This window comes from Bartonella bilalgolemi (assembly GCF_023500045.1).
Lineage (GTDB): Bacteria > Pseudomonadota > Alphaproteobacteria > Rhizobiales > Rhizobiaceae > Bartonella > Bartonella bilalgolemii.
The window spans coordinates 65,945-81,656 of sequence record NZ_JAMCOF010000004.1 but is presented as its reverse complement, the minus strand read 5'-3'; the positions used below and the strand labels follow the sequence as shown (position 1 = coordinate 81,656).

General features: G+C 34.7%; 14 protein-coding genes and 1 pseudogene. 11 read left to right on the top strand and 4 right to left on the bottom strand.

The features are described 5' to 3' along the window. Positions 1–280 precede the first annotated feature (280 nt). From M4Z11_RS03385 to M4Z11_RS03370, 4 genes and pseudogenes are all read right to left on the bottom strand, one after another. Positions 281–556 (bottom strand): hypothetical protein, encoded by a 276-nt coding sequence (locus M4Z11_RS03385; protein ID WP_249676252.1) that lies wholly within the window; start codon positions 554–556, stop codon positions 281–283. 31 nt (positions 557–587) lie between these two features. Continuing rightward, a complete protein-coding gene (locus tag M4Z11_RS03380) occupies positions 588–1,937 on the bottom strand; it encodes a D-alanyl-D-alanine carboxypeptidase (RefSeq protein ID WP_249676250.1) in 1,350 nt (449 codons plus the stop codon). An 899-nt stretch (positions 1,938–2,836) separates the two neighbouring features. Next, positions 2,837–3,271 (bottom strand): HIT family protein, encoded by a 435-nt coding sequence (locus tag M4Z11_RS03375; protein WP_249676248.1) that lies wholly within the window; start codon positions 3,269–3,271, stop codon positions 2,837–2,839. 138 nt (positions 3,272–3,409) lie between these two features. Continuing rightward, positions 3,410–3,871, bottom strand: a pseudogene (locus M4Z11_RS03370) (RidA family protein). A 143-nt stretch (positions 3,872–4,014) separates the two neighbouring features. On the opposite strand from M4Z11_RS03370, the gene M4Z11_RS03365 reads away from it, so the two are divergent. From M4Z11_RS03365 to lpxA, 11 genes are all read left to right on the top strand, one after another. Continuing rightward, complete coding sequence (locus M4Z11_RS03365) at positions 4,015–4,839, top strand: EipB family protein (protein WP_249676246.1); 825 nt, start codon at positions 4,015–4,017, stop codon at positions 4,837–4,839. Between the two features lie 168 nt (positions 4,840–5,007). Continuing rightward, positions 5,008–5,808: a 30S ribosomal protein S2 gene (gene rpsB / locus M4Z11_RS03360; protein ID WP_249676426.1), complete on the top strand. Its 801-nt coding sequence runs from the start codon at positions 5,008–5,010 to the stop codon at positions 5,806–5,808. Between the two features lie 105 nt (positions 5,809–5,913). Further along, positions 5,914–6,837, top strand: a complete 924-nt coding sequence (gene tsf, locus M4Z11_RS03355; RefSeq protein ID WP_249676244.1) for a translation elongation factor Ts — start codon at positions 5,914–5,916, stop codon at positions 6,835–6,837. Between the two features lie 149 nt (positions 6,838–6,986). Then, complete coding sequence (pyrH, locus tag M4Z11_RS03350; RefSeq protein WP_249676242.1) at positions 6,987–7,706, top strand: UMP kinase; 720 nt, start codon at positions 6,987–6,989, stop codon at positions 7,704–7,706. A 37-nt stretch (positions 7,707–7,743) separates the two neighbouring features. Then, a complete protein-coding gene (gene frr, locus M4Z11_RS03345) occupies positions 7,744–8,304 on the top strand; it encodes a ribosome recycling factor (RefSeq protein WP_249676240.1) in 561 nt (186 codons plus the stop codon). Between the two features lie 430 nt (positions 8,305–8,734). Beyond that, complete coding sequence (locus M4Z11_RS03340) at positions 8,735–9,544, top strand: phosphatidate cytidylyltransferase (protein WP_249676238.1); 810 nt, start codon at positions 8,735–8,737, stop codon at positions 9,542–9,544. Between the two features lie 20 nt (positions 9,545–9,564). Then, positions 9,565–10,725 (top strand): RIP metalloprotease RseP, encoded by a 1,161-nt coding sequence (rseP, locus tag M4Z11_RS03335; protein ID WP_249676235.1) that lies wholly within the window; start codon positions 9,565–9,567, stop codon positions 10,723–10,725. Between the two features lie 167 nt (positions 10,726–10,892). Beyond that, positions 10,893–13,289, top strand: a complete 2,397-nt coding sequence (gene bamA, locus M4Z11_RS03330; protein WP_249676232.1) for an outer membrane protein assembly factor BamA — start codon at positions 10,893–10,895, stop codon at positions 13,287–13,289. Positions 13,290–13,356: 67 nt separating this feature from the next. Then, positions 13,357–14,403 carry a UDP-3-O-(3-hydroxymyristoyl)glucosamine N-acyltransferase gene (lpxD, locus tag M4Z11_RS03325; protein WP_249676230.1) on the top strand — a complete coding sequence of 349 codons (1,047 nt, stop codon included), beginning with the start codon at positions 13,357–13,359 and terminating at the stop codon, positions 14,401–14,403. Position 14,404: 1 nt separating this feature from the next. Further along, the gene (fabZ, locus tag M4Z11_RS03320) at positions 14,405–14,872 is read left to right on the top strand and encodes a 3-hydroxyacyl-ACP dehydratase FabZ (RefSeq protein ID WP_249676227.1); all 468 of its coding nucleotides are present in this window, start codon (positions 14,405–14,407) and stop codon (positions 14,870–14,872) included. A gap of 15 nt (positions 14,873–14,887) precedes the next feature. Beyond that, complete coding sequence (gene lpxA / locus M4Z11_RS03315) at positions 14,888–15,712, top strand: acyl-ACP--UDP-N-acetylglucosamine O-acyltransferase (protein WP_249676223.1); 825 nt, start codon at positions 14,888–14,890, stop codon at positions 15,710–15,712.

Below are 15,712 nucleotides of genomic sequence, written 5' to 3'. Positions count from 1 at the left end.
CATCAATCTAGTCAATAATATATTCGCTTTACTTAAGCAGTCATGTACTGTTGAAGAAAGTTTTTAAGTTATTTAAAAATAATACTGAATATTGTTGTTATTCTTTATAGGATTTTCTTTTAAGAATGATATTTTTTAAAACTGGCAGTAAAAAGTATTAAGCCATAAGTGAGAATTTTAAACATAATCTTTAATAGATTTTAAGACAAGGATTATTCAAATTTTTAAAATCATAAATAAATATTATTTATAAAATATTTTTCTGAAATTTGATTGTAGATTATTTATTTGTTGCTCCTAAGCGGAGTTTAACAGGTACATTGCCAGTTTTACTTGCAACACGTAAGTGAATGTGTACAGAAGGCATTGCTAAACGACGATTTCGAGTCGTTTGGCAAATGAAAAGGCTGACAAGAGAATGAGTATTCAATGTAGTGGAGTTATGTTTTAAATTAGCTAGTTTCGTTGCAGCTTCGTGAAGGGATCGTAATGAAAGAAGAGATGGTTGTTTTAAAAGCTTTTCTTTTTTAGATGGGGTAGTAGCATTATGTGTCATAGCACTATCCTTAACGTAGAATTCAAAATTTTTAATAAGCTACAGTATAGCAGTTAAAATTTGCTTTCTTTAAAGCAGTACAAGTATTAAGTGCAGCTTTTTTTGATGGAAAGCCAATAAATCGAGCGCGATAATAATGACGTCCATCTTTTTCAAAGGGTTGCATATGTGGAGATGCATGTTGTAGAGTAGAATGAGCGGCATTTGTTGCTTTTGCAAGCATAATCTTAGCTTGCTTTTCGCTAGGAAGAGAGCCGATTTGCACAGCCCATCCACTATTGCTAGATAAAGAAGCAGAAATAACTTTATTCATTTTGACAGTTTTAGTTTTGTGAGGATTAGGAATTGGTATAATAACTTGATTTACAGCGGCTACAGCTGTATTAGAATCATTAGACTGTTCTGCAAGTGCTGTTAAAAGGCTAGAAATTTCATCATCAGAATTAATTAAATTGTCTTTTATAATAGGTATAGGTGTTGCAGATACAGTGGGTAATTTATAGTGGGCAGTAGCTACCAAATTTTTATTAGTCTCTATACGACTTGCTTTTGGTAAGTACTGCTTCAATAAGTTAGCCATATGAATATTACGTGTGGTAGATGACTTTCCTCCCATAACGACAGCAACAATAGAACGTCCGTCGATACGCATTGATGTTGCTAAATTAGAACCTGACATTTGCGTATAGCCTGTTTTAATTCCATCAACACCTTTTATTGTTTTGATTAGTGTATTGTGGTTATTAATTGTCTGTCCACGAAATGTAAAATGTGTTGTTTTAAAAAGCTTGTACTGTTCCGGAAAATGTTTGCGTAAGGCTAATGCTAAAGTAGCTATGTCTTGTGCTGTAGAATAATTACGTGTATCGGGGAGGCCTGAAGCATTGGCAAAACGAGTATTTTTCATTCCAAGTTTGCGCGCTTTTATTGTCATCATTTGAGCAAATTTTTGTTCACTCCCACCAAGATATTCACCAATAGCAGCAGCTACATCATTTGCTGATTTTGTAATAAGGGCTTTAGTAGCAGCTTCTATAGAAATTGTTTGTCCTGCCTTAATACCAATTTTTGTTGGTGGGCGTGTTGCTGCATGATTAGAAATAGGAATGGGTGTATTTGGCGTTATACGACCGTTTTTTATAGCCTCAAAGATCATGTATACCGTCATCATTTTTGTTAAAGAAGCAGGATAACGCTTCAAAGCTGCATTAGCTTGAAATAATGTTTTTCCTGTATTTGCATCTATAACAATAGCTGCATATTTGTCAGGATGAGCTTCTTTAGGAGTGGCTACTGCCCAAGAGTGAGAAATGACTAAAACAGTAAGGGAAATTCCTACTTTTTTATAGCAATGTACAATTTTTTGCCAGTTGATATACACTTAAATAACATCCTATTTATGCTAAGAAATTTTTATCATTTTAGTTTATTTTGTATAAATTTAAACGAATGATATTACTAATTTATTTATAAGCATCATTTTATGAGTTTTTATACCTACTTTAATTTAAGTATAAAGAATCTAGCCGAAAGGGAAGGCTTTTATTCTATGTGCAATCACATTACAACAGCTGTTTTGCAATTCATAAAAATAGGGAAGTATACTAAATAATAAGATTATAATGATATAAAATAAAATACCAATTTTATATCTTATGCCATATACATAATGAAAAAGGTAAAAAATTGAGGAAAAAATAAACAAGCTCTTACTCACTATATATCATGTAATTCAATAAATTTAAAGATCTAAATTATATCATATTTGTTTTTTATAAATATCATTGATTAAAATTTTATACAGTTGTATTGTTAGATGAGCTTGAGAAAGCTCATCCAAAATTGTTTAATATTTTATTGTAGACAGTACATTATAGCTAGTTGGTAGACTAGAATAGTAAGGAAATTTGATTATTGTATATTTAAATCATGATAACCAATACTGATAACTCAAATATTATACAATAAGCTATTGAATTTGTTAGAATATATTCCATAATTACTAGTTAGATTGTGCAAAAAACTATTTTTAGCTTAAGGTACAATTGGTGAATCGAAAAGCCCATTTTAAAATAACTGATTTTATCATAGCTGATGAAACTTTATTTGGTAAACTATGAAATAGTAATACAATCAATATAATTATCTCCAAATTAGATAGAGGAGAAGGGAAGTTACAGCTAAAGCTTCACCTTCTAGTATGTTTGTTTTTAAAAATAGGAAAAGTTGATAGCATTTCATTTATTTCTGTCAAAAACGTATCAGAAGAATTTTTATAATTTAGGGATGTGTTAAAAGAGCTGCTCGGATTTTTTTTGCATTTTCTTCAAGTATTTTTGTGGGAGTTATTGCATCAGTATGGGCATTGAGCTCTACTCCTGCCATACGGGGTATAATGTGGAAATGAAGATGAAAAACTGTTTGTTTACTAGCTGCTTCGTTAAATTGCATAACTGTTACTCCATCTGCTTCAAAGGCTTTTTTTACTGCCTTGGTAATTTTTTGAACGGCTTTAATAACTGGAAATAATATTTTAGGATCTGCATCCAATAAATTTCTACAGCTTTTTCTAGGAATGACTAGCGTATGACCTTGCGCTTGAGGCATGATATCCATAAATGCAATAACATCTTTATTTTCATAAACTCTAATAGATGGAATTTCATTACGAATTAATCGAGCAAAAATATTATTATTATCATAAATTTGTTGCATGAAGTATTTCCTTTCATAGCATTTTAATCCAGAAAGAGCATTAGTTACAATGTTTAGATCTTAAAACAAGAGAAGGAATGTGAAAATTTGGTAGCATTGGTAGCATATGAATTAATTTTTTTGTTTTTGTTTAAAATATTAGATTTCTATAATGGCTTCAACTTCTACTGGGACATTCATAGGTAGAACAGCAACCCCAATAGCAGAGCGAGCATGTTTTCCAGACTCACCAAGGATGTTTACAAATAAATCAGAAGCTCCATTAGCAACAAGGGAGATATCAGTAAAGTTGGAATCTGCTGCGACAAAGACGTTGATTTTAATTACTTTTTTTATTTTATTTAAACTACCAAGGGCTGTTTTTATTTGTGCAAGGATATTGATAGCACACACTTGTGCTGATTTTTAAGCTTGTTCAATGTTGACAGTTTCACCAACTTTTCCAATCGCTATTGGTTTGCCATTAGTAAGTGGTAGTTGACCAGAGATAAAAAGCTGATTACCGTTTTGTGATACTGTTATATAATTTGCAACAGGTTGTAATGCTTCAGGAATGATAATGTTGAATTCTTCTAAACGTTTTTCGATTGATTCGGTCATATTTTAGCTCCATAATTATTATATAATGACTTGTTGCATATTGCATAATTTTTAATTTAGTAAAAATGCTGTCGTTAATTAAGATATAAGCTTTTCTTGTTTTTGATTATCTGATGGGTATGAGATGAGGTTGGAAGTTAAGAATGATTAAGCTTTTGTTTATAATAGGTTTTTATATTATTTATTTATGTTCTGTAAGAGCTGAAGAATCTGTTTTTTTGGTTCCTCATCGGGCAGTTTATGATTTTCAGTTAGATAATGCTTCTCGGGAAATGACGGCTGTAGGAATATTTGGGCGCATGGTTCATGAGATCACGGGTTCTGCATGTCAGGGGTATACAATACGTGCCAGTTTTATTGTTCGCGTTTATACGGAAGGTATGCCAGTCCGTTTAATGAATCAGGAGATAAAAGCTTATGAAGCAGGTGATGGCAGCATATTCCGCTTTGACATAAAAAAGATAATGGAACAAAATATTGAAAAGAGCATCGAAGGAGTTGCTGAGCGTACTAAAGATAAAACTTTAGTTAAATTAAAGAAGCCAAAAGAAAATGTGTATAAGCTTGCGAAAGCTGATTTTCCAATTACAAGCCTAAAAAATATTATTCGACAAGCAAGGGCTGGTCATCGTTTTTATCATGCAACTCTATTTGATGGAGATAATGGTGCCGATAAAGTGATAAAAACAAGTGTTGTTATTGGGGAAAAGAAAAAATCAATATCTGATTCTGAGATAAAGGAATTGAAAAAATTAGATGAGAGTAGCTATTGGCATGTCATAATTTCTCATTTCGATGATACAAAAAATAAAGATGGTTTACCGATTTATCGTGAGAGTTTCCATTTGTATGAAAATGGTGTGATGCGTGATTTGTTTATAGATTATGGAGATTTTTCAATACGTTCAAAATTGAAGAGTCTTCAATTTCTCGATAAACAAAATAATCTGGATAACTGCAAACATTGAATATTGAATAATGTACAGAAAATAACTTGAAAAAAAATCAAATGTTATTATGGTGATATCATTCCACACGCGGATTTTTGGGTGTTGATAGAGTGATTCTAGCAAATGTCCACCGGTAGTAGGCTTGCTTACTTTTTCCGCGGAGGTCAAACCGGAAAGGATAAAATTATGGCATTACCAGATTTTACTATGCGCCAGCTTTTAGAAGCAGGTGTGCATTTTGGTCACCAGACGCATCGCTGGAATCCAAAGATGGCTCCTTATATTTATGGTCAGCGTAATAATATTCATATTATTGATCTCTCTCAGACTGTTCCGCTTTTACATCAAGCGCTTAAGATTGTTTCAGATACGGTTGCACGTGGAGGGCGTGTTTTATTTGTTGGTACTAAACGGCAGGCATCTGATATTATTTCTGATGCAGCTAATCGTTCTGCGCAATACTATGTTAATGCACGTTGGCTTGGTGGTATGTTAACGAACTGGAAAACAATTTCTAATTCGATACATCGTTTACGGAAGCTGGATAAAACTCTTTCTTCTGAAGTTCAGGGTTTTACTAAGAAAGAACGTTTAAATCTTGAACGTGATCGTGAAAGACTTAATCGTGCGCTTGGTGGTATTAAAGATATGGGATCTGTTCCAGATCTTATGTTTATCATTGATACGAATAAAGAGAATATTGCTATCCAAGAAGCGAAGCGTTTAGGCATTCCAGTTGTTGCTGTTATTGATACTAACTGCGATCCAGATAATATTGATTATCCAATTCCAGGTAATGATGATGCTTCGCGTGCAGTTGCTTTTTATTGTGATCTTATTGCGCGTGCTGCTCTTGATGGTATTGCTCGTCAGCAAAGTACAATGGGAGTTGATTTAGGAGCTCAAGTTGATACGCCCATAGAGCCTACTTTAGATGTGCCTGTAGAACCCATTTTAAAAGATTCAGTTGTTATTACTGAAGAATAATTTGAAAACTTCTGTTAAAGCACTTGTTTTGTATAGAAAAGGTTTCGAATATACATGGGATTTTTCTATACGTGCTTTCATTATTATAAAAATAAAGAGGAAAATATGAGTATTACAGCTGCACAAGTGAAAGAACTTCGAGAATTATCAGGTGCTGGTATGATGGACTGTAAAGCAGCTTTAGCAGAAAGCAATGGTGATATGAAGGCTGCAGTTGATTGGCTTCGTAAAAAAGGAATAGCTAAAGCAGACAAAAAGGCTGGTCGTACGGCAGCTGAAGGATTGATTGGCGTTGTATCAAAAGGTTTCAGTGCTGTTTTAGTTGAAGTTAATTCTGAAACAGATTTTGTCGCTCGTAACGATGCATTTCAAGAAATAGTTCGCAATGTAGCAATTGCTGCTTTAGATACGAAGGGGGATGCTGAATCTGTTTCTGCATCTGTTTATCCAGGTTCTAAAGAGACTGTAGAGACAGTTATTAAGGATGCAATTGGTACAATTGGCGAGAATATGACATTTCGTCGTTCAGCTAAATTATCTGTTACCGATGGTGTTGTTGCTTCCTATATGCATAATGCTGTTGCTGATGGTCTTGGTAAACTTGGTGTTTTAGTTGCTATTGAGACTTCTGGAAATAAAGAAGCTGCTGATGCTTTTGGTCGTCAAGTTGCTATGCATATTGCTGCAACTAACCCGTTAGCATTAACGGTGCAAGATATTGATGCTAGTGCTATTGAGCGCGAAAAATCGATTTTTTCAGATCAAGCACGCCAATCTGGAAAGCCTGAAAATATCATTGAAAAAATGGTGGAAGGACGCATGCGCAAATTTTATGAAGAAGTTGTTTTGCTTTCTCAATCTTTTGTTATGAATCCTGATATTACTGTTGAAGCTGCTTTGAAAAATGCAGAGAAATCCATTGGTGCACCAGTGAAAATCACGGGTTTTATCCGTTTTGCTTTGGGTGAAGGTCTAGAGAAAGAAGAGTCTGATTTTGCTGCAGAGGTTGCAGCTGTAGCAAAGAGCTAGTTATTTTTTTGAATTATTTGATAGAAATTTCAAATTATAGCACAATAATATTAATATAAATTGTAATTATTTCAGGGGTATTACGTGACAAGGTGATGCCCTTAGTGTATCGAAGACAAAAAGTACGAATACTTTTTGGGAGATTATCAATGACATTAGCTCTTCGATATAAACGTATCCTATTGAAAGTGTCTGGTGAAGCGCTTATGGGAGGACAAAGTTTTGGCATTGATGTTTCAGTTGTAGATCGTATTGCTACTGATATCGCTGAAGTGCGAGCAATGGGTGTAGAGGTTGCTATTGTTATAGGTGGAGGTAATATTTTTCGTGGAGTTGCTGTTGCTTCACGTGGTGGGGATCGTGTAACTGGTGATCATATGGGAATGCTTGCAACTGCTATTAATTCTTTGGCATTACGGACATCATTGACCAAATTAAGAATTGAATCAGTTGTATTATCGGCGATTGCTATGCCACAAATTTGCGAAAGTTTTTCGCAGCGTAAAGCGATAAGCTATATGAATCAAGGAAAAGTTGTTATTTTTGCTGGTGGTACAGGTAATCCATTTTTTACCACTGATTCTGCAGCTACTTTACGTGCAGCAGAAATAGGTGCGGATGTGTTATTGAAGGGAACACAAGTAGACGGCATTTACTCTGCAGACCCTAAAGTAGATCCTATGGCTAAGCGTTTTGATCAATTAACGCATATTGAGATTTTGCAATGGGGGTTATCTGTTATGGATACAACGGCTGTGACTTTAGCACGTGAAAATAATGTACCCATTATTGTATATTCTATTCATGAAAAGGGCGGTTTAGCTAAAGTATTGAATGGAGAGGGACAATTTACGATAGTATCAGAATGAAAGTGATTTTTAGGATACAATGAAGGGAAACATAAATATGGATATAACACTAATTATGGATGATCTGAAACGTCGCATGGAGGGTGCTATTTCATCTTTTAAACATGAGTTAGGTAGTTTGCGCACTGGGCGAGCATCAGCTAGTTTATTGGAACATTTGATGGTTGAGGCTTATGGTTCTGTTGTCCCAATAAATCAAGTTGCCAATATTTCTGTTCCGGAATCACGGATGCTATCAGTCTCTGTATGGGATAAAACGATGATTGGGGCTGTTGAGCGTACTATTCGTGATTCTGGTCTTGGTTTAAATCCTATTACTGATGGCATGAATTTACGTATTCCTTTACCTGAATTAAATGAAGAACGCCGAAAAGAATTGGTAAAAATTGCATATCAATATACAGAGCAAGCCCGTATTGCTGCTCGCCATGTTCGTCGTGATGGTATGGATAACTTAAAGAAGTTAGAAAAGGAAGGAGAAATTGGACAAGATGAAGCACGTAGTTTGTCTGAGAAAGTTCAAAAGCTTACGGATGAAACCATAGCTGAGATTGATAAAATTTTGGTTTTGAAAGAGACTGAAATTATGCAAATTTAGATTTTTATCGTTAGATAAGGATATCATATTCTTATTATACTGCCATTTGCTGTAGATAAAAAAGGTAAAATATATTATCTCACATAATCTTTTAGCTTTTGAGTTAAGTTATTTATGATTGTGATAGTAAAATATCTTAATATGAACAGAATATAAATCTTAAACTTAATTATTTATATGAGTAATAAACAGAAGTTTTTTAATTTTTTACATTGACTAACATATTTAAACTGTATTTTATTTCAATTTTAATAGATAAAATTTTGAATCAATTATAAACGATGATTGGTTTTGTAAATGCTATTTTTTATCAAGTTTTATTACAATTATTAGTAAATCTTAGAAAAGTACGAGTATAAAATATTGCGTAGCAAATTTTGGATATTATTTCTTCATTTAATTCTTCTTTTTTTATCGTTTGGAGATTATTTTGTCTAATCTTATGTCTCGCATTCTGACAGCTATTGTTTTGGGTGCTATTACTTTGTACCTAACATGGTGTGGCGGGATTTTATTTTTTTTGTTTACCTGGGGAATAGGTGGTTTTATTCTTTATGAGTGGATTGATATCACTGAAGAGAAGTGGAGCCTCTTACAAAAAATATTAGCTAGTGGTTTTTATTTTATTTTTGGTTTCTTGTTGATTTTCAGTACATCTGCTTCATTAGTTTTCAGTGTTTTAATGATTCTAGCAATATTGTTAGCTCTTCCATCTATTGGAAATGCTGGTTGGATTCTTGGAGGATTTATATACGCGTCTTTTCCAGTAGTGGCTTTATCTTTTTTACGAGATTATGACTTATTGGGTTTTTGGAGAGTGATTTTTTTATTTACAGTGGTATGGAGCACAGATATTGCTGCATATTTCAGTGGTCGTGCATTTGGGGGTCCTAAGTTAGCACCACGATTTTCTCCTAATAAAACATGGTCAGGGGCAATTGTCGGAACACTTGCTGGGCTTTCTAGTGGTATAGTGGTTGTGATTTATGTTTTTGGTATCGGTGCCGTGGATTATTTTATATTCTCTCTTGCTTTAGTGTTATCCATTATTTCACAAATAGGTGATTTAGGGCAATCATGGTTTAAAAGGCGATTCTCTGTTAAAGATTCTGGTTTTCTGTTACCTGGACATGGAGGGTTTATGGACCGTATGGATGGGTTGATCGGTGCTACTTGCCTTTTTTATATAATTGGCTTGTTTATATTTGATATGAATATACCTTTAATCTTTTTTATATGATTTTATTGGAAAATGATACTTTGGACTTTTTAAGTCATATACTTAATGTAAGTGATCTCTTTTTAAGAGGTTTAAATGTTTTTTTCTCCATTTTAATTATTGTTTTTGTACATGAGATGGGACATTATCTTATTGGAAGATGGTGTGGTATTCAGGCATCTGTTTTTTCGATTGGATTTGGACCAGAATTGCTGAATTATACAGATAAATGGGGTACACGGTGGCGTTTAGGGCTTTTTTTCTTAGGGGGATATGTAAAATTTATTGAAGATAGTAACGGAATAAAATCATCTTCATTTCCACCTGCTTCATTTATGGCTGCTCATGCTTGGAAAAGAGCGATGACGGTTTTTGCAGGACCCTTATTTAATGTTTTATTTGCTATTGTTATTTTAACATTTTTTTTCTTTTTTTATGGTCGTGTAGTTGTTGAACCCGTTGTTGGTTATCTAGAAAAAGATTCTCCTGCTATTCAAGCTGGTTTAATACCAGGTGATCGTTTTGTTGAAATGGATGGTAAACAGATTGAAAGTTTTGGAGATTTAGTAGCTTATGTAACTTTGCATGGTCGAGATCCTATAGAATTTAAAATAGAGCGTATGGGGCAAATTTTAACTGTAGTAATTACACCTAAAGTAATCAAGCGGGATGATGGATTTGGCAATCAGGTTCGGGTCGGTATGATTGGTATAAGAGCTCCGGTTGTTCGCGATAATCCTGAGCATTTAGATCCAGTTTATAAAAAACATATTCACTATAATTGGATAGAATCAATAAAAGAGTCATTAAGGCGTACAATATTGATTATTATCCAAACAATTTCTTTTTTTAGTCGTTTAATCGGTGGACAGGAAGATCATTGTCAATTAAGTGGTCCTTCTAAAACTGTGCAGATTGCTTGGGAAATTAGTGAAACAGGCTTTTCCTCTATGTCGTATTTTACAGCTTTTTTTTCAATTTGTATTGGGCTTATTAATTTTTTTCCTATTCCACCGCTTGATGGTGGACATTTATTGTTTTATATTATTGAAGCTATAGTTGGTAAGCCAGTTCCAGCTAAAATTCAGGAAATTGCTTTTCGTATAGGATTTTTTACTGTCATCGTGTTTACGATTTTTGCACTATTTAATGATTATTTTTGTGGTTTGGCTATTAGTTATGGAAAATATTTTACAAATTGAGGAATAATAAAGATTAAGAGGTTGTTTACTATATTCACAAAATATTGTGGCATAGTAGGCTATAGATAGTAATTTAAGTGCTAAATAGTTCCTAATAAAAAGTTGTTGTAGCTTAATTTATTGGGGTATATGTGTAAAAATAAAAGAGTATTAAGGTGAAGAGGCTAATGACTGCGAGTTCAAGATTTTTAAACGCAACATCTGCATTGGTGCTAGCTATAGTTGCAGTTGTTCCAGCAGCAGCTGTTATGTCAATTGCAATTGTTAAGGAAACACAGGCATCAATTGTTCATTCTATTGAAGTTCGTGGTAATAAGTATGTAGGTGCTCAGACTATTAGAGATAATATGAAAATTAAAACTGGAAGAAATTTTTCTGAAGGTGATATTGATGCTGAAGTGAAACGCCTTTTTGAGCTAGGATTATTTTATGACATTAAAATAAATCAGGTAGGCAATAAGCTTGTTGTAGCTGTTAAGGAATATGAGACTGTTAATCAGGTACTTTTTCAAGGGAATAAAACATTTAAAGATCCTGATCTTAAGCGTTTCATTACTCTGAAACCAAATGAAACTTTCAGTTCTGATAAGCTTTCAGCTGATATAAAAGTGATTCGTGAAGCGTATAGGACTGTTGGTCGCAATAATGTTTCTGTTACAGTTCAAACTATTAATTTAGGTAAAGGACGTGTAAATGTGGTTTTCAATATTGTTGAAGGCCAGAGGACAAAAATTGCCGATATTACGTTTCAAGGGAATAAGACATTTGGAGTGCGTCGTTTGCGTGATGTGATTTTAACGAAGCCTTCAGGAATATTCTCATTATTGTTGAAGGGTGATGTTTATACAGAAGATCGTCTAGCTGCTGATGAAGAGGCTCTTCGCCGATTTTATTATAGTCGTGGTTATGCTGATTTTCGCGTTGTTTCATCTAAAGCAGTTTATGATGAAAGCAATAATGCTTATAAAATTCATTTCATTCTTGATGAAGGAGCATGCTATAAAATTGGTGATATTCAGATTGAGAGTGATATTGAAGGAGTTGATACTCAGTCTCTAAAAAAGATTATTAAGACTCGTACAGGTGATGTTTATAATGCCGAATATGTTGAGCAGTCTGTAACACTTATTAATAATAAAGTTGCTGACTCTGGATATGCCTTCGCTAAGGTTGATCCAAGGAGAAACCGTAATTTTAAGAATCATACAATTTCAATTGTTTATAACATTGAGCAAGGCCCTCGAGCATATGTTCAACGAATTGAGATCCGTGGTAATGAAAAGACGCGTGATTATATTATTCGGCGTGAACTTGATTTAAATGAAGGTGATGCTTACAATCAAACGCTGGTGCAACGTGCAAAACGTCGACTAGAATCTCTGGGCTTTTTTAAAGCAGTTAATATTTCAATGGTTTCGACGGATCAATCTGATCAGGTTACATTGGTTATAGATGTAGTAGAAGTTCCAACAGGAGATCTTTCTTTCTCTGGAGGATATACTACAGGTGGTACGAGTCCAGGTATGTCACTTGAAGTATCTGTTACTGAGCGTAATCTCGGAGGGCGTGGCCAATATGTACGTTTGGGATTAGGAGCTGGTCAAGAAAAGTCCCGTAATTATAATTTATCGTTTGTTGATCCCCATTTCTTAGGTTATCGTTCATCTGCTGGTCTTGATATTTTTCGCAGTACTTATCGTGCTGATAAAGCATATGATGTACGGCAAACAGGTAGCTCGCTTCGATTTGGGTTACCAATTAATGATCAATTATCTGCTAATTTAGCTTATTCTTACGTGCAAGAAGAATATGATTTTGGTGCACAATATGATTTAACTGATGATGAAGTTATAAGAGAATTGTACCAAAAATATTCTGGTGCAATTGTTCAAGCTGCTAAGCATAGTCCTTGGCATCGTTCATCTATTAGTTATGGTTTAACTTATAATTCTATCGATGATATGAAAAATCCTCATGATGGTATATACGCACGCCTTCTTCAGGAGTATGCAGGGCTTGGTGGAGATGCGCAGTTCCTGAAGACAACTGGTAAGGCGATGATGTACAAAACACTCTCTGATCGAATGGATGTTGTTGGTTTATTTTCTGTTGGTGCTGGTTATATATATGGAATAGGTGATAATGGTCTTCGTATTTTTGATATGTTTAAAAGCAACAATGATATGATTCGAGGTTTTAAGTATAATGGAATAGGGCCTCGCCAGATTTCTGAGCAGGGTGAAGTGTATTTCTTAGGTGGTACAACATATATGAATGGAACTGCTGAAGTGCAGTTTCCTATACCTATCGTGCCTGATAGTTTAGGATTCCGCGGTGCTGTATTTTTAGATGCTGCAACACTTTATGGCAATAATTATAAGCCTGTTCTGACAAATGAGACACCAGTTACAAATACCCATAGCTCATGGCGTACATCTGCGGGGGTTAGTTTAATGTGGGAATCTCCATTTGGTCCGCTTCGTTTTGATTATGCTTGGCCATTAACTAAGCAAAAAGGCGATAATGTGCAAAGTCTGAACTTTGGTATTTCTACCAAGTTTTAATTTGGATTTTCTCCAGGAAGGTGAGTTTTAAGGGAAATTACATTAAACTGGGAGAGAAAGTGTTTTGATGGCGGATACATTTTTTTTTACGCCGTCTCGGCGGTTGACGGTTGCTGACGTAGTAAAGTTGACGGGTGCAAAGCTTCTTAATCCAGAGTTTTCTAATACAGTTATAAATACTCTTTCTTCTGTTGAGAGTGCTGAGGAGGGTTCTCTTGTCTTTATAGAGAATCAAAAACTTTCTGATTCTCTATTGGGGAGTTCTGCAGTTGCTGTCTTTTGTACGAGTGATATTGTTTTTAAAGTACCTGAAACTATTGCAATTTTGGTGACATCTACGCCGCAACGTGATTTTGCTCAAGTGGGGCGTATTTTATTTCCTGCTTCTGTTAGGCCAACCCCTTGGTTCGGTCAAAAAGAAATTTCACCACATGCTCATATTCATTCAAGTGCTAAGCTTGGAAATGATGTGTGTGTTGAGGCGGGAGCTGTTATTGGTAGAAACGTTGAAATTGGTTCAGGTACTCTTATTTCATCAACAGCTGTTATTGGAGAAAATTGTCGTATCGGACGTGATTGCTATATTGCTCCTAAGGTAACGGTCCAATATTCTTTAATAGGTGATAGAGTTTATATTTATCCTGGTGTTTGTATTGGGCAGGATGGTTTTGGTTACGTTAGAAGTGCCGTTGGCGTTGAAAAAATTCCACATCTTGGTCGTGTGATAATTCAAGATGGTGTAGAAATTGGTGCAAACACGACGATTGATCGTGGTACATTTGATGATACAATCATTGGTGAGGGGAGCAAAATTGATAATTTGGTGCAGATTGCTCATAATGTAAAGATTGGTCGTTATTGTCTTATTGCTGCTCAATGCGGAATTGCTGGAAGCACATTTATAGGAGATATGTCTCAGCTTGGGGGAAGTGTTGGAATTGCGGATCATATCACAATAGGTGAATGTGTTCAAATTGCTGCTGGTAGTGGTGTTATGAATGATATTCCAGATGGAGAAAAGTGGGGAGGTAGTCCGGCGCGACCATTTAAACAGTGGTTTCGCGAAGTAGCAGCATTGCGTAGTATCGGGAAAGTAAAAAGGGAGAAACGCTGATATGACCGATACTGAAGAGACTAAAAGTTTAGGGGCTATAGATATTGATAAATTACTATCAGTATTACCACATCGTTATCCATTTTTATTGATTGATCGTATAGTCCAAATTGATGGTGATCAAGGAGCTATTGGTATTAAAAATGTAACAATTAATGAACCACATTTTATGGGGCACTTTCCTGAAAAGCCAGTTATGCCTGGTGTTTTGATTTTAGAAGCTATGGCACAAACAGCAGGAGCGATTTCACTTTTGAGTTTAAATAGTACGGAATTAGGTTTAGTCTATCTTATGACTGTTGATAATGCGAAATTTCGTAAGCCGGTTATACCCGGTGATCAACTGAAAATTCATGTCCAACTATTAAAAAAGCGGTCAAATATTAGACGTTTTTTATGTATTGCAAAAGTAGAAGATGTTCGCGTTGCTGAAGCAGAAGTTTCTGCGATGATTGTTGAATCAAAGTAAATTAGGAATTTGGGAATGTCTGATACAAAAATCCATCCAACTGCTTTTGTAGAAAAAGGAGCACAACTTGGTAAAAATGTATCAATAGGGCCGTTTTGTCATATTGGTCCAAAAGCTATTATTGATGATGGATGTCATCTAATGAGTCACGTTGTAATAATGGGCGAGACAGTGATAGGTGCAAATAGTAAGATATTTCCTCATGCAGTTTTGGGTGCAGATCCACAGAATAATAAACATAAAGGGGGGCATACAACTCTTTTTATTGGTAAAAACTGTATGATTCGTGAAGGTGTTACGATGCATAGAGGTTCGGATTCAAGCTCAGGAACAACAGTTGTTGGCGATAATTGTCAATTCTTTTCTTATGCTCATGTTGCACATGATTGTTGTGTAGGGAATCATGTGACATTTGCAAATAATGCAATGATTGGCGGCCATGTTACAGTTGGTGATTATGTTATTATTGGTGGTGGCGCTGCTGTTCATCAGTTCGTTCGTATTGGACATCATGCATTTATTGGTGGTGTATCTGCGTTGGTTGGAGATTTGATTCCTTATGGAACAGCTGTTGGTGTACAAGCAAAACTTGCCGGACTAAATATTATTGGGATGAAGCGTGCTGGTCTTGCACGTAAAGAGATTCATGCTTTACGTCATGCAGTTTTTATGCTTTTTGATCGTAATAAACCGTTTAAAGAACGTGTTAATGATGTTTTTTCTTCTTATCCTACTTCGCAATCTGTAATTGATGTAATTAGTTTTATTCAAGAAAAAGGAAAACGTTTTTATTGTACGCCTAGATTTGAAGATAACATAATAAATTCAAATAAGGACTAA